A 19,677-nucleotide genomic window follows, 5' to 3' on the forward strand; every position below is an offset into this window, starting at 1 on the left:
AATTAGATCAAGTATGGGGAAAGAGATCGTGTTCTATCTCTTTCCCATTTTCTTTAATCCAAAAACTCTTGCCGCAAATCAACCTGGAAGTCATGGGCAAGGTCCTTAAAATTCCGACTGGTAATCGTTTGTTTCTTGCCGCCCATCGAACGAACCTTAACGCAGATTTCTGCGGCTTTTTCCACGGTATCCATTAGTCCGAAAGCTTCATCAAAGTTTTCGCCTGCAACAAACACACCATGATGCGCCCATACGGCAATATCATATTCGCGCATCAATTTGCCAGTCGCTTCAGCAATCTCTCTGCCGCCTGGAACCATCCAGGGTACAACACCGATTCCCCGCGGAAAAATGACCGGATCTTCGGTTGCCATTTCCCACAGTTCCCGTGTGAATATTTTATCTTCCAGCGGCAAGACAAACGTCAGCGCAATGGTATTCGTTGGATGAGCATGATAAATGACCCGGTTCGTGCCATTTGTCAGCTCTTTCTTTATTTCATGATTAGAAAGATGAGTCGGCAGCTCGCTTGTCGGACGTCCGCCATGGGCAAGCCCCCAAACAATGCTGTAGTTTTCACCTGTTTGGTCGATCCTGATGATCGCAATATTTTCTTCCGGGCAGAGGCTGACATTGCGCATGTACTTGCCGCTGCCGGTCACAAGAAAATACTCGTTTGCAAGCTTGGGTACAGCAACACCAATCGAAATCCACTCTTTCGGTTCTGTTAATTCGGCCTTTACCGCTTCAACTTCTTCCGGCTTAATGCGATAGCTTAAATTTCCGCCGTTTCTTTCATGCCAGCCCTTACGAAAAGCATCTTCCGTAAGGCGAATAAATCCTTGCATGAATGCTGCGTTTTTTATATCCATTTTTCTGACCCCTTTTACCGTTTTGACAAAACATGTGCTTCGTATTTTTGTACTTCCGTGAACCAAGCCATTCCCTGCGGAACCTCCTGCTGCTCACAGTATTGATTCCAGATGTCGCCAAACGGAAGTGTCTTTAATTCTTCCATCATGGCCATAAGCTGGGTAAAATTCTTTTCATCCTGCATTTTCTTTAGTGCCTGATGCGGCATAAGCAAGGCATAAAGCAAGGCCTTTTCCATATTGCGCATGCCGACAACCCAGGCAGAAATGCGATTGATGCTGGCATCAAAGAAATCCAGTCCGATGAATACACGGTCAAGTGCATCACAGCGGACAATTTCTTTGGCAATTTCCTTGAGTTCCTCATCAAATAAAACAACGTGGTCACTGTCCCAGCGCACCGGACGACTGATGTGCAGCGCCAGTTGATCTGCGAAAAGCAGCATAGCAGAAATCTTATCCGAAACCATTTCGGTCGGATGGAAATGTCCGGTATCTAAAAGACAAAGCAGATTATTCTTTGCCGCATAATTCATATAGAATTCATGCGATCCCACCGTATAGGACTCTACACCAAGCCCAAAAACTTTGGATTCGACGCTGTCGGCCAAATATTTTTTATCATATTTTTCCTGAAAGATTTCATCCAAGGCAGCTTTAAGACGTTTTCGCGGCCCCAGGCGATCACCGGGAATATCTTTATATCCGTCTGGAATCCATACATTGTTCAGTGCCGTACAGCCAAGTTCCTTACCAAAATAAGCGGCAATTTTGCGCGTTTTTTTACAATGATCAATCCAAAATCTACGAATGGAATCATCCGGCGAGGAAAGCGTCAAATTGTCGGCAGCCTTGGCATGAGAAAACAATGTCGGATTGAAATCCAAGCCCAAACCGCGTTCTTTAGCAAAATCCACCCACGCGTGAAAGTGTTTTGGCTCAAGTTTATCTCTTTCTACTTTTTCTGCTGTAATGGCATAAGAGGCATGCAGATTGAGTTTATGTTTTCCAGGGATAAGGCTGAGGGCCTTGTCAATATCCGCCATAAGTTCTTCCGGATTTGTGGCCTTGCCCGGATAATTGCCGGTTGCAGCAATACCGCCGGTAAGTTCTTGGGAATCAAAGCCGATGACATCATCACCCTGCCAGCAATGCATAGATATTTTTACCTTTGACAGTTTTTCCAACGCCGCATCAACGTTTACCCCCATTTCCTGATACACTTCTTTTGCATCACTAAATCTTGACATAGGATTCACCCTCCTCTAAAAATTGCGTATGTTTTAAACTTGTACTTTTTTCACATTAAAGGATCTGGCGATGGTTTCTCGTGCTGCTACAAGGTCAGCAAATTCATTGTTCTTCAGCATCTGCGCCACAAGATTTCCCAGCGTCGTCGCCTCAACCGGCCCGGCGTAGACCTCCTTACCCGTATATTCAGCCGTAAGCTTATTTAAAAAACTGTCCTGGCAGCCACCGCCGACCACATGAATACGCGGATAGACTTTTCCGGTAACTTCTTCGATTTCCGCCACAGTATCTGCATAACATTTAGCCAAGCTGTTATAAACACAGTAAAGCAGCTCACACTCGGTTTCCGGTTTTTCCTGGCCTGTTTTTTCGCAATAGTCCTGTACGGCGTTGATCATGTTTTTCGGCGCAAGGAAGGATGAGTCGTTCACATCGACAACAGACGAGAAATAACTGCCTATACCCGCAAGGGTATACAGTTCGGTGAAACTGTAGGCATGTTTGAATTCCTTGCGTATGGACTGCATCATCCAAAGTCCCATGATGTTCTTCAAATACCGATAGCGATAATGATAGCCGCCCTCATTGGTAAAATTATGCTGCCGGCTCTTTTCGGTGCAATCTGGAATGAGCCGTTCGATCCCCATCAGGGACCATGTGCCGGAGCTTAAATATATGGAATGATCATCATTGGCCGGAACAGCTAAAACTGCGGAACCGGTGTCATGAGTTGCCGGCAGGAGCACTTCCGCGTCAAAACCAACGATTTTTTGGATTTCCGGCAAAAGATACCCAACCGAAGACTTCGGCATATGCAGTTTCCCAAAAATCTCCCTCGGAAGCCCTAACCGCGCAATCAAATCATCATCCCAATCCTGCGTTTCGGCATTGACCAGCTGCGTGGTCGTGGCATTGGTGTATTCATTTTTCTTCTCACCAGTCAGAAGAAAATTCAGATACTCTGGAATCATCAGAAAACTTCGGGCGTTATTCAATAAATCCGGCTCTTGCTTTTGCACAGCCATTAATTGATAGATGGAATTAAATAGTTGCTTTTGTATACCGTTGTGTTGGTAAAGCTCTTCCTCTTTGATGATCTTATAAACTTCTGCATCCATGCCTTGCGTGCGGCCATCTCGATAAGCAATGGTATTACCCAGAACTTTATCCGCTTGATCCAGTAAAACAAAGTCAACACCCCAGGTGTCTATGCCTATGCTCAGCGGTATGCGGTTAAGCTGCTTACAGCGTTGCAGTCCCGTTATGACCTCATGGAATAGCCTTGCTAAATTCCAGCACAAATGACCGTCCGTTTCCTCCAGGCAATTCTCAAAACGATATAACTCTTCAATGCGAATCTTCCCATTTTCTATCCAGCCCAAGATACATCGGCCGCTTGAGGCGCCGATATCTATAGCCAGATAGTGCGCTTTTTCCTTTTCCCGTTTCATTCCCAACACAAAACCACCTTGTTTGTATTTTTTTATTTCCGTTTTTCTTTTATATCAATCATAATACAACATATAAAAAGATAAAGCAATAAAATTATTCTGTGTTTTATTTTGTTTTTCTTTCATCATAAGCCAGCCTTTTCCGCAGTTATCGTCCATAAAAGTTCCAGGAACTATTGCTAATCCAATAAATTATGTCTTAAGGTCAACGTAATCTTGACGTTACGATTCTTGCCAAACCCAAAAAATAGCCCAGCTAATGCTGGGTGAAAAAGGCAAGCAGGGATAACCACATATCTTTGTTCTATATTTTCGATAAGTTCTTCAAAAGATATAGCTTTATTAATTAAATACAATTTAGCCATTCTTCGGGGGTCTATTTGTACATATGCCAGTTTAATCGACGCTTCCATATGGAAAATCATCCAGGAAGTTCATAACCACTACTCAAATCAAAATTCAAAAAATGTGGTATATTTCGGTTGATCCTGGATGTCCCAAAATTGAGAGGTTGGCTGCCCATTAACTGAACAGCCGACCTCTCTCCTATGAAAAATGCAATAACTTTCAATCCTTTAAAATACATTTCTAAATAAGGAAAATGGACGCAATAAATTTTAAAGAAGGAATTCATAATAATAGTATTGAAGATTATTGCAAAAAAGAAGTCCTTAGGGGAATGCTCCTGTGAAACCAGGGATACATTTCCCCTATTCCAGCTAAAAAATTATAAAGTACATACATAATTCTAATCATGTAAATAGTAGAAAGAAAAGGAAAAGGGAGAGAGTTGTATGAATTACAAAGAATTACTGGAAAATGCGCGTAGCTGTATTGGCAGTTACTGCAAGGCATGCCCTGTTTGCAATGGCATTGCCTGTAAGAACAGCATCCCCGGACCAGGGGCAAAAGGCGTTGGCGACACTGCCATCCGCAACTATCAGAAATGGCAGGAAATCCGTGTCAATATGGACACATTAAGTGCGAATAAACCCGTTGATACAACCTTAGAATTATTTGGTCAAACGTTTACCTATCCGTTTTTCGCAGGACCTGTTGGCGCGGTAAATTTGCACTACAGTGATAAATTTAATGATATGGCGTATAATGATATTTTAGTCTCTGCCTGCAGGGAAAATGGAATTGCTGCGTTTACCGGCGACGGAACAAATCCAACTGTCATGGAAAGTGCGACAGCGGCAATCGCTAAGGTGAAAGGCCGTGGCATTCCTACTATTAAGCCGTGGAATATGGACACCATCAAGGAAAAAATGGAGCTGGTGCATAAGGCTGGTGCTTTTGCTGTTGCCATGGACATAGATGCAGCCGGATTGCCTTTCTTAAAAAATATGACACCGCCGGCTGGCGGAAAATCAGTCGACGAACTTCGTCGTATTTCTGAAATTGCCGGTATTCCGTTTATTGTAAAAGGGATTATGAACATAAAAAGCGCACTTAAGGCAAAAGCGGCAGGAGCAAAAGCAATTGTTGTTTCTAATCATGGCGGCAGAGTGCTGGATCAGTGCCCTTCAACGGCAGAAGTGCTGCCAGAAATTGCCGAAGCTGTCGGCAACGAGATGAAGATTCTAGTTGATGGGGGTATCCGTTCCGGTACAGATATTTTCAAAGCACTGGCCCTTGGAGCAGACGGTGTTTTAATCTGTCGTCCGTTTGTAACCGCTCTTTATGGTGGGGAAAAAGAAGGAGTTAAGATTTATATAGAAAAATTAGCTGAAGAATTAAAAGATACGATGGCTATGTGCGGCGCTTTTAGTCTGAGTGAAATCACAAAGGATATGGTGCGTAGATAAAAGGACCCATCCGGACGGCGGATTGTCTTTACCCATTTTTTCATCTATGAGTTCTAAGTATCGTATTCGCAGCCTTTAGTAGGCTCTGGAAAAAAGCAATACCAGTTCCCATTACTGCTTAAAACAAAAGCTCCTGCTGAATCTATAAAAATTCGGCAGGAGTTCTGCTTGTTCATCATACCAAAACTGCGGTTTTCCGCATCAGCTTAATAGCGAATCTACTCGGATATTGTACAATTCATGCCAGTTTTAAATATTTTGAGCAATATTTTTATCAAATCTTATATTCATGAATTTTATTCAATATGTCGTATTAGATACTCCCAAGACCTGGCCAGCCAACCGGGAAGAAGGATGTTTTTTTTAAACCCTGCTGATCACTTCTTTTTCAACGCTTGCTACAATAGCCTTTAGCGGCGGCCAATCCCCGGTAATTGGAATTTCCATCTGCAATGTTTGTTGATTTTTGGAAATCATTCCGACACTTCTCAACGTACCTGCCTCAGATATGTCCGTCCAAGCGGAAAGATGCTCCGGTCTGATTTCCGTAGTATCAATTAAGTTAATCACGCGTTCCAACGTATTTTCCAATTGCCGTACATTGCCTGGCCATTTCTGCGCTACCAAAATTTCAACACTTTCCTTGGCTAAATGAACTTCCGACTTATCGATCTTGGCACAAATTTTCCGGATTAAATGTTGGGCAAGCAGGGGAATGTCTTCTTTTCTTTCTCTCAGAGGCAAAATGGTAAGCGGGATAACATTCAGCCTGTAATACAGATCCTCGCGGAATTCCCCACAGCGAATCATATCCTCCAGATTACGGTGTGTGGCCGCAATAACCCGTACATCCACACTAATATCGTTATGTCCTCCCACCCGCCGGACTGTTCCTTCTTGCAGAACACGCAGCAGACGTACTTGCAGCCGCGGCGAGATATCACCTATCTCATCTAAAAATAAGGTACCGCCGTTCGTCTGTTCAAAAAGGCCTTTCTTGCCCCCTTTAGCAGCGCCCGTAAAAGCACCATCTTCATATCCAAACAATTCACTTTCCAACAAAGATTCCGTTAATGCTGCGCAATTTATAGGAATAAAGGGATGCTTACGCCTTGCTCCTTCCGCATGAATAGCATTGGCAAACAACTCTTTACCTGTGCCGCTTTCCCCGCGCAATAAAATGGTGGAAGAATTTCTGGCTACCGTGCGTGCAGAAGCTATGAGCCTATTCATTTGCTGACTTTGATGAACAATATCGTCAAAAGTTATTTTTTACAGGATTTACCTGCCTGCAATATTACTTTTTCAACTTGCTGAAAGTCTTGAATGGTGGAGACAGCTCCTATAATTTGTCCTTGATCATTTCTAATAGGTATGTTACTGGCTAAAAATTGCAGAGTCTTGCCTTTTCTTTTTATCGTTCGCTCTTTCAATCTATAGACATGGCCCAAGCACAGTGTTTCAAGAATGGGCGGATCTTCGCCCACTAACTTCTCCACCTTTAAGCCGATGGTTTCTTCTAATTTACAATCTAATATTTTGCAGGCAACTTCATTAATATGTGATATGATACCGTTTTTATCAATTGCCAGAACCCCTTCGCTAACGGAATTAAGAATCGTCCGCAATTCAATTTCCTTTTCCTGATAAGGCATCTGTGTACGGAATGTGACGGCTGTTATATTCTTAAGCTCTGTGAGCTCAGCGACTAATCGTTGAGCTTGTTCTTCCGCGGCGCATTGGAACTGGATAATCATACCATGTTTCGGTATTACTTCCATGGCGATTTTATCCACATTGTTTTTTTCGGTAATTCGAAATATTTCATAGCCCAATCCCGGGCAATTCACAAAATCAATTTGAATAATATATTCCAGCATCTTCCACTCCGTTTTTTACCTTGCACTATGGACTAATCTTCACTATCCTAATCTAACGTTTCTTTTTCGTTATTCATTCTCCCTCGAACCATTTAATAATAAAAGATCGATTTTTGTTTAACCCGTCGAAATTTACATATCAAACTATTTAGACTCAAAACAAATTCTAGTTAAACATTCCTACTCCTGGAAAATAGACCGACACAGTGGTAAAATTATATTTGGTACCTTAAGAACCGTAGTAACCTAACAATTTGATCACAAATTGTTTCTTAAAATCTGGTAATAATTGATGGAGGTGTTCTTTTCTATGAAAGCTACTACAAATAAGCTGGTAATTGTTGGTGTAGGTCATGTAGGGTCACAGGTTTTGGCAACAGCCGTTGCGCACCAAATCGCATCAGAAATCGCGCTGATTGATATTGAGGAAAACAGAGCCATAGGCGAGGCCTTAGATGCAGACCATGCCACTCCTTTCGACTATAACGCGAACATTAACGTACACAAGGGAACCTATGAAGACTGTGCCGACGCTAAAGTCATCATTATGTGTGCAGGCCCTAGTATCCTGCCGGGAGAAAATTTGGACCGTCTTGTTTTGGCCGGTCGCAACGCCGAAACTGTCAAAGATGTCATGAGTCAAATCGTTACATACACAAAAGATGCCGTTGTTATCTTTATTACCAATCCGCTGGATATTACGACCTATTATGCCGCCAATCATTTCGGTTACCCCAAGGGAAAACTCTTTGGCACCGGAACCACATTGGAGACGGCTCGCCTGAAACGAATCCTGGCAGATCGCTATCATGTTGCCCCTGCCAGCGTACAAGCTTTCATGCTGGGAGAACACGGGAATTCGGCTTTTCCTGCCTGGAGTATGATCAATATCGGCGGCGTCCCGGCAAACCAGCTGGATCAATATTTCGATGTAGAGTCCCCGCTTGATAAAGAAGCAATCGGCAAAGAGGTTGTGCAAGTGGCTTACGATGTATTAAACGGTAAAGGTTGGACGAATACCGGCATCGCTATGGGCGCGGTGCGCCTTGCCAAAGCAGTTATGTTTGATGAGCGCTTCGTGGGCCCAGTCTCCGTCACCTTGGCTGAAGAATATGGCATTGCCGAAAAAGTCTCGCTCAGCATGCCTTGCGTTATCGGCAAAAATGGCGTGGAAAAGAGACTGCCTTTGCCATTATCGCCAGAGGAAGTCAGTAAATTCAAAACTTGTGCCAAGACAGTCCGGGCCGTTTTGGATTCTATTCATATCAATTAATCTTCCCGACCTATCACCATCTGACAGGAGGGCCCGCACCTTCCAAAAGAACTTTCAGCCCTTGATGTTTCCAGCAGGAAATGTCAAGGGCATTGTTCGTTTTGGGATATTCCATGGCCCTCTGCTCACATTCTTATTTTGGACTTATACCAAAAACACTCGCACGGCAAAGCGGTCCATACTCAATCCCCTGCGCCGGGAGCCTCCTGCGTACTCCAACAGCATTTTATCATATCCACCCGGCCATCAGCGGTGAATACGACTCCTTCTGCCTCAAGCATATCCCGCTGCACATCTTTTCCACCGAAAGCGAAGCCGGTAGTGAGCCGGCCATCCTTAAAAACCACTCTGTGACAAGGTAATTTCGCGTGGTGTGGACTGTTATGCAGTGCATAGCCAACCGCGCGCGAAGCTCTCCAGCTTCCGGTCATATAGGCGATTTGACCGTAAGATGCAACCTTTCCTTCCGGTATTTGACGAACAATTTCATAAACTCTGTCGTTAAAACCCATAAAGCCACCTCCTTCGCGCGCAAGCAGGGACGGTTCTCAACTTGCTATTCACTATTCTTTAGTATACGGCTTACCCTAGATTCACTGATTCCTCCAAAAAGCTGGCCAATCTGTTTTAACGTAATCGACGAATTTTTTCTTATCTCTTTGATAATCTCATTCCTTTGTCCTATGTTTTCGTTAAGTTCTTCAAAAGAAATGGCTTTATTAATTAAAATACAATTTAGCCATTCTTCGGCTTGGGCCATATTAAAAATATTAGTACCGTGCTGCTGCCTATTTCCTGTAAGTAAATCATCTTCTACGTCCATGATTATTAAGTCAAGCTCATCTTCCGAAACATACTCTGTATATTTTCTTATGGCAGAGTTTCTCGATTTCGAAAGAATACCTAAAATTCTACTACTGTCTATTATTTTATTGTGATCTTTGACTTTTTCTAAATAAACAGCATAACTGCTCCACTGATAATCTTCAGCTTTTTTAACCATTCCTGCTTTAACTGGATTATTGTGGATATACTTACTAACTTGTAACAAATACTGATCACTGTTAATTAACTCACTTTTAAATCGATCTTGAAAAAGATGGCCTGTCCGTTGATATGTACGGTTAAAATAATATGCATAGCTAATATTAACACTTTTTAATATTTGCGATATATCATTGCCATTGTCATTAATCAACATATGTATATGGTTGTCCATCAGACAATATGCTTCTAATATGAAATTATATTTCACTTTCACCCGCGCTAGAGTATCTAGAAATCTCAATCTATCATCGTCAGATAAAAAAAGACTTTTCCGTTCATTTCCGCGCTGTATAACATGGTATGTACTAAATTCACCTTTTTCTCTTGCTTGTCTTGGCATTTTTTTCACCCAATTTTATCTTAACCCCAATCAATAGGTAAGTCAAGAACCGTCCCTTCTTGCCCGGATCAAATTAGTAAAAGAGGCCTCACTAATTAACTTTTGTGAGGCCTCTTGGTCGCCATTGTTAATGATATAGTTGTCTGTGTCTGTATCATCGCTAACAGTATTCATTTTGGATAAGCCGTACGGCCGTATTCGGCTTAGGGCTCAATAAATAGCAACTATCTTAAATAGTAAATACCACGGCGAAATCTTCGTCCCCTATTACTCTCCGGCATACCAGAAGGGACGTAACAAGCGCAGATTGCATGCCTCGCCCAATTCAGGGCCAGGATCGCGGCGTCCCTTCTGGACGCGCATTTCCTGATCACCAATCTTGACCTGATAGTCAATAATTTCTCCTAAAAACGCTTTGCGGCTGAGAATGCCGCGCAGTCCTTGCTCGTCGCCCTCAGTTATAAAATCGATCTCCGACGGACGGCTTGCCAGGGAAAGCACATCTTCCCCGCGCATGCTTTCCGGCGGCATCAGGCTTGCCGGCAGCGCTGCATGCTCCCCGCGCACAAACGCCCTGCCGTCCTCCCAGACAATATCCAGAAAGTTAGAAAGGCCGATAAAACTGAAAACAAACTTATTAGCCGGCTGGTTGTAGACATTAAGTGGCGTATCGATCTGTTGCACTACGCCTGATCTCATTACCAGTATGCGGTCCGAAAGGGCCATGGCCTCGGACTGGTCGTGCGTCACATATATGATGGAAAAGCCGTACTTTCGCTGTAAATCCTTAATCTCAAACCGCATCTCCTCGCGTAAATGAGGGTCTAAGCTTGAAAGCGGCTCATCTAAGAGCATGACATCCGGATTGATGGCCAGCGCCCGGGCCAGTGCCACCCGCTGTTTGCCGCCTCCCGAAAGATCTGCCGGACTGTCTTCCGCAACCTTCAAAAGATTTGTCGACCGCAGAGCGTCTTGCGTACGTTTCTCAACCTCAGCGGCAGGTAATTTGCGAATGCGCAGCGGAAAAGCAACATTCTCATAAACCGACAGATGCGGCCAGACCGCAAAAGCCTGAAAAACCATACCGAAATTACGTTTTTCCGGCGGCAGGTAAAAATTACGCTTAGGTGAGGAGATAAGACGATCCCCGACGTAAATCTCCCCTTCGCTCAAGTCCTCAAACCCCGCCACCATGCGAAGTGTTGTAGTCTTGCCGCAGCCGGACGGCCCCAGCATGGAGAAGCACTCCCCTTTGCCAATCTCCAGGTTCAGCGAATTGACGGCGGTAACGTCGCCGAATTTCTTGGTAACATTCACTAAGCGAACATAAGACATCCGTCTACGCACCTACCTTTCTTGTGAAACGGTTGATCAGCGTCTGGCCTACAATGATGATGATTAATGCAACTCCGGCTAAGGCCGCCGAAACTACCGTTTCCCCGTCCTCATTCAGGGTGTATATCGCCACGCCGATGGTACGGGTGGTTGGCGCATAAAGCATGATGGAAACGGTCAATTCCCGCAACGAAGGGAGAAAAATCAGGAAAAAGGCCGCCAGCATACCGGGACGTACAAGGGGCAACACGATATCCTTAAGTGACTGCCACATGCTGGCGCCGCAGGAGCGAGCTGCTTCTACCAGGGAATCATGCACCTGTTCCAAAGCCGCGGAATTGGCTTTGAGCGAAAAGGCCATATAGCGCGCAATATAGGCGACTAAGATGATCCAGACTGTGTTATAGAGGTTGATGCCAAACTGGCCGCTCCAGGCAAGGATTACGCCAAGGGCGATTACCGAGCCGGGAACCGAGAAGGGCAGCATTCCCAAAAACTCTAAGATACGTTTGCCCCGCACTTTCATCTTAACAATGACATAGGAAATCATGACGCCGGCAAACATCGTAATAACTGCCGCGCTCAAGCCCAGCGTAACGCTGTTCCAGATGGCATCCCTGGTCACATTATAGTCAAAGAGGATGTATTTATAGTTAGCAAGTGAAAGATTATCCCAAGTGAAGGGCAGTCCATAGGTTTTCAGTCCCCCTACCAGGAAAATGACCGCTGTAGGCAGGACAATCGTAAAGGCAATGTAAATAAGGCAGAAAATAAGGAGCGGCACACGCAGGGCACGTAGTTTCAGTTCCATCGGCCGGAAGCTTTTTCCGCCGATAATCTGATAATGCCCCTTGCCCAGTACCTTCCCCTGCAGCCAGATGATGAAGGCTGCCGTTATTACGAGTACAGTGGCAAGCACGGTACCTGTCCGTATCGCGTCAAAACTTCCCCCGCTCTGGTGAATACGCTCATAGATGAGGGTCGGTATATTAAATATTCCATTTTCTATGCCAAGCACAGCGACAGTGCCAAAGTGCGCCATTGAGTAAAGCATGATAAGCAGCGATCCTGAAAGGATACTTGGCAGCACTAGCGGAATTGTGATTTTTCTGGTGATAGTGAACAGCCCGGCCCCGGATATGCGGGCTGACTCCTCCAGTGTCGGGTCCATGCGTTCCAGCGCACCGCACACTTGTATGAAGACAAAGGGAAACAGATACATGACCTCGACGCCACTAATGCCAATATAGCTGTAGATATTAAAGACAGGGCCGTCAAAACCAAAATGACTTATGAAAAACTTGTTAATGAACCCGGCATTGGGTGAAAGCAGCATCTTCCAGGCAAGGGCACCGATAAATGACGGCAGCATGAACGGTACTAAGAACATGGCCTTCATAAAGCCCTTGTAGGGAAGGTCGGTACGCGTCACCAACCAAGCGAAAAAAGTACCGACAATCGTACTGCCAATTGTAGTCATACTGGCGATAATAAGCGAATTTTTCAGTGCCTGATACGTCTCCGGTTCGGAAAGAATCTTGACAACATCACTGGCATTGAATTTGCCGTCCACCCAGAACGCGTTGAAGAAAATCAACAGAACCGGCACAGCCACTACAATAACTAAAATAGCAATAGAGAGAAACAGGATAACCTGCGCCACGCCAAAATTGCTTTTTGGGGTGATTGCACTCATTGTTTCGCCACCTCCGTCAGGCTTTCAGCATTGAACCACAAGAGGTCCCGGAAACTGATCACGCAAATCTCCCCTTCTTTGAACATAAGCCCCTTGGAAATAGCCGCGTGCGTTTCTATGTTTGTGCGTAAATGCGCGCCGTCCACTTCAATAAGATAATCCATCATCGCTCCAAGAAAGTTGGCGCGCTTTATCGTGCCTCTAAGGCCTGTTCCCTGCCGGGCAACCCGTACGTCGGAGGGGCGAAAGCCAGCGACCCATTTGGGTGCATCCCCCTGGGGCGGCTCCCACGGAATGAGCTGCTCACCGTTCCCCACCAGATAGGCTTCCCCATCCCGCCGTACAGGGACAAAGTTCGCTATACCCATAAAATTGAAAACAAAAGAATCTGCCGGCCGTTCAAAAATCTCCCAAGGGTTGCCGGTTTGGCGTATCTTGCCCTCCTCGTCCATGATGGCAAGGCGGTCTGAGATAGCAAGAGCAATCTCTTGATCATGCGTAACATAGAGGACTGTTATATTCAGCTTACGCTGCAGCTCTTTGATCTCAAAACGCATTTCTTCGCGCAAATTGGCATCAAGGTTGGTCAGCGGCTCATCCAAAAGCATCACGGACGGATTGGCGACAAGCGCGCGGGCCAGAGCCACGCGCTGCTGCTGCCCGCCGGACAACTCCGACGGCAGACGGCGTTCCAGGCCGCTCATCCCAACCAGTTCTATAGTTTCCATTACACGGTCTTTCAGCTCGTTTTGAGGCCGCTTGGCAATTTTCAAAGGATAGCCGACATTGTCAAATACAGTCATGTGCGGCCATACTGCGTAATCCTGAAAGACTACGCCAAGCCCCCTGCGGTCGGGGGTAATATTTATGCCCTGCGCCGGATCGGAAACTACAGTATCATTAATCAATACTCTCCCGGCGTCAGGAACCTCAAACCCCGCAATCAGTCGCAGCAATACCGTTTTCCCGCACCCCGAAGGTCCCAGCAGGGTAAAGCACTCACCCCGCTCAATGGAGAGTGTGAGGTCTTTATGTACCTGATGTTTGCCGTAACTTTTCGCTACACCCTCTACCCGGATGATTTCCATATTGTACCTCTCCTAATTATCAAACATTTTTCCCGTTATCCCAAGTTACCCGCATACCCATACCGGGCAGTTTGTAAAGCGCCCGATTAGCAAACCCGGCTAACGCCGAGTCTTAAGCGGGACGCTAGCCGCTGGTTGCACGTATATCAACAGAATTCAATTACAAATTCTGTTTGACTAAAACAGCGGAACGGAGCTATCCGTCCCGCTTTAGGTAACCAGGATGCTTTGCCTAAAATTATTTTTTTACCTGTAATATTTCAGTAAACTTCTTTATCGTCGCTTCTTTAGAAGCCAAAGCCTCGTTATAGTTTATCTTGATGGCGCGTTTCAAAGCTTCAGCAGCCTCCGGCAGTTTGAATTTCTCCGGACTCTTCACATCCGGACGTACGGAAAGCGTACCCTCGGCAGCAATAAGCGCCTGAGCTTCCGGACCGAGAAGATAATCCACAAATTTCTTAGCCGCATCTAGCTTGGTAGTCCCCTTAAATATTGCCACAGGGCTTGGAACAACTAAAAGTTCCGGTGGATAGTAGAGGGCAAGATGGGCACCTTTTTTAATCTTATCGTTTGTTATGTAATCAACAGCAAGACTGGCAGCAAGTTCACCTGAGGCAGTGTCGTCTATGACCTGACCGGAACCTTTGCCTATTCTGGCCTGGTTAGCGTGCAGCTTTTCGAAGAATTCCCAGCCGAACTGTTTTTCTAACAAAGCAACACTCATATAGGACGTTCCGGAAAGAGCGGGATCCGCTATGGCGAAAGCCCCTTTATATTCCGGCTTCAGAAGGTCAGACCACTGAGTAGGCGGCGTCTTGATTTTGTCAGTATTAATGGCTATACCGAGTGTTCCGAGCCGGGCCGTGGTAAAAGAACCGTCATAGTCTTCAAAAGGATTCACGATTTCATTTAGAAGCGGGGACTTGTATTGTTCCAGAATCCCCTCTTTCTTCATGCTGTAGAAATCGGGAACCTCGCTTGTCCAGATAATATCGGCCAGGATATGGCCGCTTTGCCGCTCTGCCGCGATTTTAGCCATAAGTTTGCCGGCGCCTGCCGACTGGTAATCTACCTCAATACCGGGGTTTTTCTTCTTGAACCCCTCCACGATCCCGCTGATGAGAGATTCCTTCATGGATGTATAAATAACAAGTTTCTTGCCATCGGCAGCGGGTGCATTTGCTTTTTTATCATTGCCGCCGCAGCCCGCGAACAGGGTGCTGCACAGCATGACAATGACCAGCAGAAGAATGCTCTTTTTACTCATTTTTCCTGTATTCCTCCTTGTGTTTAAAATGTAAAAAAAACAGCCTTTTATTGTGTTTTCTTAATTATCACACAATAAAAGGCTGCCATGTATCGGAAAAATTCCTCAACTTTCCGTCGGAAAAATCCCCTAATTTACTGTCGGAAAAATCCCCTACAAAAGCTATTCAGTCGACAATAAGCCGTACTTTAGGGCATAACTTACCAATTGACTCCTTTTGGTTGCTTTCAGTTTCTCCATGAGCCGTACCTTGTACGTATCCACGGTCTTTATGCTTAGCGCCAGTCTCTCCGCTACCTCGGCCAGCGAATATCCATGGGCCACAAGGCGCAAGACCTCCCGCTCCCTGGGGCTGAGCAGAACGTAAGGAGCCTTTTTATCAATCGCTTCCTGCTCCCGGTTTAGTAAAACGTTTAGCAATACGTTGGAATCTTGCTGGCTGAGATAAATGCCGCCTGCCTGCACGGCCTCAATGGCTGTAAACAAATCCGTGTCCGCTGCGCTTTTAGGCACGTAAGCAGAAGCACCTGCCTGCATGGCCCGTTTTATGTAATTCTCATCTTCGTGCATCGTTAATACAATCACCTTGGCCTCAGGATAACGGCTTTTGATCTCCTTGAGACATTCAATTCCATCCATATTCGGCATCGATAGGTCAAGCAACAAAATATCCGGTTGCAGCTGCTCAAACAGTTGTATGGTCTGCTCACCGTCCGCCGCCTCTCCAACCACTTGCATACCCGGATTCCGCTGCAGCAGCAGTTTCAAACCAGAGCGAAGCAATTTATGATCATCCGCCAATAGCACTTTCAGCTTTTGTTTCATGATGATTCTCCTTTCCGTGGGTGGAATTGGGGAATTGCAATGAAGAGTTCCGTTCCGCCGTGGGAGGATTGTCTAATATCTAACCTGCCTTGAAGAAGCTCTACCCGTTCGCGCATTCCATATAAGCCAAGCCGATGTTCTTTCTGGGCCCGAATTAAATCCCAATCAGAAATTCCTTTGCCATTGTCCGCTATAGTGACCATAATCTGGTCGGGCTGAAAGGTGATATCAATTGACACCGTGGTTGCGCCGGAGTGTTGCACAACATTATTCAGGCTTTCCTGAACAATCCGGTAAAGAGCAACGGCAATTTGGTCATCAACAAAAGTCTGCCGGCCTGCTGTGTTTAGGTCGATATCCAGACCATGGCGCATAGCAAATTTCTCGCTATAGCGTTCTATGGCAGCGACAAGACCGAGATCATCCAATGCAGGCGGTCTTAACTCAATTGCCAAATCGCGAACCTCTCGCAAAATACCGGCAGCGACGTCCCGCCCCAAAAGCAACGCATCTTTTTGTTCCTGGTTCGGCGCATCTTCCGCTAAGACCCGCATGGTCAGCATCAGCGAGGTCAGCGCCTGGCTGGTTTCATCATGCAACTCACGGGAAATCCGCTTGCGTTCGTCCTCCTGAGCGGTCATCAGCTTCGTAATCAACGTATCACGCAGTTGTTCCTTGGCGCGCAGTTCGCCGAGCAGGACTTCCTTATCCGCGCTGGCCTTGATCAGACTGGCCGCCATTTCATTAAAAGCGCAGGCTAGCCTGCCAACCTCGCCCGTATCATGAATATTGGCCCGGACCTCAAGATTTCCCCGTGTGATCGATTCGGCCACTTCCGCCAGTTTGCGCAGCGGGTTAGTAATTAACGTCGATATCCTGCTGGATAAGAATACAGCCAATGCGCATATAACGAGGATTGTAAGCAATACGTCTCTGATATGCTGATGAATTGAGTTGCGCGTATACTCCTCGGTCATGCCGACTCGGACATAACCAACCGCACCATTTTCAATGGGAACAACAATATCATGGATAAGCCCCTCATCAGAGTTGAATACCGCTATATTCTGCTGCGTGAAATCAGGCATATCAGCCAGCAATCCTTTGGGTAAACCGCCGTGAAAGGTATGTGCCAGCAAACGCTTGTTACTATCTATGATGAGAATATACCGCACATCTTCGCTGCTTGCTACCGTTTGAGCCGCCAACTCGTAAAGGTTGTAGCGATCTTCCATTAAAACATAATTCCCGCCGGCCAAGGCTACGTGGGTTGCAATTTCGACGCCACGCTTTTCCAGCTGCTTAGAAACAATATCATCAAAAGAACTCCAAACAATCAGGCCGGTGGCAAAACTAAGTAGTGCAATGATAAATAGTGCCATTGCCAATATCCGGTAGTAAATAGAAAGCCGTGACAGCATCATAGTTGCGCTCTCTTTTCCCGCAGCATCCGCCGAATCGGCTCATATAGTTCCGGCTGAGGCGGCACGAACCGGTCAATCGACAACCCCTGCAATGCCGGTCTCATATCCGGATTTTCGTGCATGGTGAGCAAAGCCTTGCGCAAAATTTCCCGCTGTCCCTGGCTGACACTTTTACCCGCTACTACCGGGCCAATCCCAGCAGGCGGCGAAACAGCGATAATTTTGACGGCCTCCGCCAGCTCCGGCTGCTTTTGCTTAGCCCGCTCATATACGATACTGGTAACAGGGGCGGCATCTACCACCTTGTTGGCAACTGCGCGAAAAGATTTATCATGGCTATACGTGTACATATAGCGTCCAAAGAATGTTTCCGGGGTCTCGTTTTTTTGCCGAAGCATTTGGACTAAAAAAGTGTAGCCGGAATAGCTTAACGGGTCTGTAAAGGCGACAATTTTGCCTTTGAGATCAGCTACATCGTTTATCCCGCTATCCTTTGCTACAACGATATACCCTTGATAGTATGGTACGCCCAGCCGTTGTTGCGCTGCCAGCATCTCAATCTCTTCAAAGCCGCTATAGGTTGCATATTCTCCAGATGAGAAAAAGGCGATATCAGCGCCTCCATTTAAGAGCAGCAGTGCAATCTCCGCATAGCTTTTTCGTTGAATCAAAATCACCGGCCTGTTTACCTGCCAACCGAGAAAATTAGCAATGGCGCGGTAATGCATGATTGTCTCCTGCGGCAATAACACAGAAGAAATCGCCACCCGCAAAGCCTGGGAATCTGCGTCTACGGCGGAAATGTCCGGCGGCGCCTCCACTTTCTTAAAATCGATATACTTCTCTTTGCTTAGGAAGGAGCCGCAGCCTGTGCAGATCGCCATCACTAGCATGAATAAACAAACAAACCAAAAACCTTTTCGCTCCATAATCCGCCCACCCAAATAAGAAAGTGTGTGGTGTACCCTTTAATTCAATACTATGATCATTCTCTTTCGCAAACGGTAAATCCTGCCGGGTTGACAGGATTGGCGGTAATCGACAGGCTTTCAACTCGACCTGTTGGTACGTCCGAATTCCACTGCGGCAGCAAAAAACAGGGATAGTGCCAAGCCCTATCCCTGTTCCCGCGTTTTGGTTTCATTATGTAATTGCTATTACATCACTAGATGTTATGTTCGTCTACTACGAAATAACGTAAATTCTACTAATGCCGCCTCCAGCCGCTGGAGAGCCTCGGTGGTATCCGTTCCTGCTTTGCTGCACCTGGTAAACTCGTCAGATGCCTCACGAATTTTACCGTATAATTCGCCTTCTCTTTTGCGGTACTCCGCTGATCTTCGCCGTATTAGCATCGAACAGCCACTGTCGCAATCAGTTCGTCACCGCCCCATCGTGCAACTATGTCGGTAGTCCGGACCGTATTTTCAAAAATAGCGGCCGGTTCCGACAACACCAAATCACCGGCAGCATACTTAAAACTGCCTATGCATAGCAACAGAGCGATTTCACCCCATAGACTTATCTGTAAATACCTATCCAGGTAATAGCTTGTGAGACCTACTAACATTCCAAATAAAGCAACTACTAATGGAGCATATTTATAAAATACCCGCACATTTTCACCTCTGACGCAGGTGGAACCATCAAGATTTCACCGTAAACTATTAGCATTTTTCCTATTAATTGAGCATTATAGTTTTAGCTGATTTAAACGCTATCAAAATATTACCACTTTATTATACCGATATTTCAAATATTTCAAAATAATTGAAACTTATATCATGATTCTACTGCGAAAACTCCCCCTGCACAGGGGTATCAGTTGCCGAGAGAAAATGACCTAAAGCCCTTATGAAATAAGGTTTTGTAGGTATTGCGAACAGGGATTTTCTGCTTGAAGTCGAATATTATTATTATAAACATAACGATATTTGAAAGTGAGCGAATATAAATGTTTCGCAAAAATAATTCACACCTTCAGGAACGCTTGTTTGATGACTTCCAGCATTTACACCCCAGTCAACAAAAACGCTTAATGGCCAGTTGGGCTCCCATATTTTACGAACACGTTTTCAGCCAGATTGATGAAGCACCCTTTGCACCGTTATACTCTG

General features: G+C 45.6%; 20 protein-coding genes. 2 read left to right on the top strand and 18 right to left on the bottom strand.

The window, feature by feature from the left end:
• Positions 1–53: 53 nt before the first annotated feature.
• From rhaD to BLR65_RS10025, 4 genes are all read right to left on the bottom strand, one after another.
• Positions 54–872, bottom strand: a complete 819-nt coding sequence (gene rhaD, locus BLR65_RS10010; protein ID WP_093794050.1) for a rhamnulose-1-phosphate aldolase — start codon at positions 870–872, stop codon at positions 54–56.
• 14 nt (positions 873–886) lie between these two features.
• A complete protein-coding gene (locus BLR65_RS10015) occupies positions 887–2,122 on the bottom strand; it encodes an L-rhamnose isomerase (RefSeq protein WP_093794051.1) in 1,236 nt (411 codons plus the stop codon).
• 33 nt (positions 2,123–2,155) lie between these two features.
• A complete protein-coding gene (gene rhaB / locus BLR65_RS10020) occupies positions 2,156–3,574 on the bottom strand; it encodes a rhamnulokinase (protein ID WP_093794073.1) in 1,419 nt (472 codons plus the stop codon).
• 179 nt (positions 3,575–3,753) lie between these two features.
• Positions 3,754–3,987, bottom strand: a complete 234-nt coding sequence (locus BLR65_RS10025; protein ID WP_093794052.1) for a hypothetical protein — start codon at positions 3,985–3,987, stop codon at positions 3,754–3,756.
• A 381-nt stretch (positions 3,988–4,368) separates the two neighbouring features.
• Here BLR65_RS10025 and BLR65_RS10030 point away from each other — a divergent pair, with 381 nt between their 5' ends.
• Positions 4,369–5,385: an alpha-hydroxy-acid oxidizing protein gene (locus BLR65_RS10030; RefSeq protein ID WP_093794053.1), complete on the top strand. Its 1,017-nt coding sequence runs from the start codon at positions 4,369–4,371 to the stop codon at positions 5,383–5,385.
• A 363-nt stretch (positions 5,386–5,748) separates the two neighbouring features.
• On the opposite strand, the gene BLR65_RS30835 is transcribed toward BLR65_RS10030, so the two are convergent.
• Both BLR65_RS30835 and BLR65_RS30840 read right to left on the bottom strand, forming a co-directional pair.
• Positions 5,749–6,618: a sigma-54 interaction domain-containing protein gene (locus BLR65_RS30835; RefSeq protein ID WP_245692676.1), complete on the bottom strand. Its 870-nt coding sequence runs from the start codon at positions 6,616–6,618 to the stop codon at positions 5,749–5,751.
• Between the two features lie 32 nt (positions 6,619–6,650).
• A complete protein-coding gene (locus BLR65_RS30840) occupies positions 6,651–7,265 on the bottom strand; it encodes a PAS domain-containing protein (RefSeq protein WP_245692677.1) in 615 nt (204 codons plus the stop codon).
• Between the two features lie 310 nt (positions 7,266–7,575).
• Here BLR65_RS30840 and BLR65_RS10040 point away from each other — a divergent pair, with 310 nt between their 5' ends.
• Entirely contained in the window at positions 7,576–8,538 is a 963-nt protein-coding gene (locus BLR65_RS10040; RefSeq protein ID WP_093794054.1) for an L-lactate dehydrogenase, read from the top strand.
• A gap of 182 nt (positions 8,539–8,720) precedes the next feature.
• On the opposite strand, the gene BLR65_RS10045 is transcribed toward BLR65_RS10040, so the two are convergent.
• The 12 genes from BLR65_RS10045 to BLR65_RS10090 form a co-directional block, all read right to left on the bottom strand.
• Positions 8,721–9,050: an MGMT family protein gene (locus BLR65_RS10045; protein ID WP_093794055.1), complete on the bottom strand. Its 330-nt coding sequence runs from the start codon at positions 9,048–9,050 to the stop codon at positions 8,721–8,723.
• A 44-nt stretch (positions 9,051–9,094) separates the two neighbouring features.
• The gene (locus tag BLR65_RS10050) at positions 9,095–9,925 is read right to left on the bottom strand and encodes an REP-associated tyrosine transposase (RefSeq protein ID WP_093794056.1); all 831 of its coding nucleotides are present in this window, start codon (positions 9,923–9,925) and stop codon (positions 9,095–9,097) included.
• Between the two features lie 267 nt (positions 9,926–10,192).
• Positions 10,193–11,272 (bottom strand): ABC transporter ATP-binding protein, encoded by a 1,080-nt coding sequence (locus BLR65_RS10055; protein WP_245692679.1) that lies wholly within the window; start codon positions 11,270–11,272, stop codon positions 10,193–10,195.
• Positions 11,265–12,956 carry an ABC transporter permease gene (locus BLR65_RS10060; protein WP_093794058.1) on the bottom strand — a complete coding sequence of 564 codons (1,692 nt, stop codon included), beginning with the start codon at positions 12,954–12,956 and terminating at the stop codon, positions 11,265–11,267. The genes BLR65_RS10055 and BLR65_RS10060 overlap by 8 nt, the downstream gene beginning before the upstream one ends.
• Positions 12,953–14,044 carry an ABC transporter ATP-binding protein gene (locus BLR65_RS10065; protein WP_093794059.1) on the bottom strand — a complete coding sequence of 364 codons (1,092 nt, stop codon included), beginning with the start codon at positions 14,042–14,044 and terminating at the stop codon, positions 12,953–12,955. Before BLR65_RS10065 ends, BLR65_RS10060 begins: the two co-directional genes overlap by 4 nt.
• Before the next feature lie 238 nt (positions 14,045–14,282).
• Positions 14,283–15,311 carry an ABC transporter substrate-binding protein gene (locus BLR65_RS10070; protein WP_093794060.1) on the bottom strand — a complete coding sequence of 343 codons (1,029 nt, stop codon included), beginning with the start codon at positions 15,309–15,311 and terminating at the stop codon, positions 14,283–14,285.
• A 162-nt stretch (positions 15,312–15,473) separates the two neighbouring features.
• The gene (locus tag BLR65_RS10075) at positions 15,474–16,136 is read right to left on the bottom strand and encodes a response regulator transcription factor (protein WP_093794061.1); all 663 of its coding nucleotides are present in this window, start codon (positions 16,134–16,136) and stop codon (positions 15,474–15,476) included.
• The gene (locus tag BLR65_RS10080) at positions 16,133–17,560 is read right to left on the bottom strand and encodes an ATP-binding protein (RefSeq protein ID WP_093794062.1); all 1,428 of its coding nucleotides are present in this window, start codon (positions 17,558–17,560) and stop codon (positions 16,133–16,135) included. The genes BLR65_RS10075 and BLR65_RS10080 overlap by 4 nt, the downstream gene beginning before the upstream one ends.
• The gene (locus BLR65_RS10085; RefSeq protein WP_093794063.1) at positions 17,557–18,489 is read right to left on the bottom strand and encodes a substrate-binding domain-containing protein; all 933 of its coding nucleotides are present in this window, start codon (positions 18,487–18,489) and stop codon (positions 17,557–17,559) included. Before BLR65_RS10085 ends, BLR65_RS10080 begins: the two co-directional genes overlap by 4 nt.
• A gap of 56 nt (positions 18,490–18,545) precedes the next feature.
• Positions 18,546–18,704 carry a hypothetical protein gene (locus BLR65_RS29690; RefSeq protein WP_176772723.1) on the bottom strand — a complete coding sequence of 53 codons (159 nt, stop codon included), beginning with the start codon at positions 18,702–18,704 and terminating at the stop codon, positions 18,546–18,548.
• 28 nt (positions 18,705–18,732) lie between these two features.
• The gene (locus BLR65_RS29030; RefSeq protein ID WP_143122547.1) at positions 18,733–18,915 is read right to left on the bottom strand and encodes a hypothetical protein; all 183 of its coding nucleotides are present in this window, start codon (positions 18,913–18,915) and stop codon (positions 18,733–18,735) included.
• On the bottom strand, positions 18,909–19,178 hold the full coding sequence (locus BLR65_RS10090) for a diguanylate cyclase domain-containing protein (RefSeq protein ID WP_093794064.1): 270 nt from the start codon (positions 19,176–19,178) through the stop codon (positions 18,909–18,911). The genes BLR65_RS29030 and BLR65_RS10090 overlap by 7 nt, the downstream gene beginning before the upstream one ends.
• Positions 19,179–19,677: the final 499 nt, after the last annotated feature.

This window comes from Sporomusa acidovorans, assembly GCF_900101845.1.
Taxonomy (GTDB): domain Bacteria; phylum Bacillota; class Negativicutes; order Sporomusales; family Sporomusaceae; genus Sporomusa; species Sporomusa acidovorans.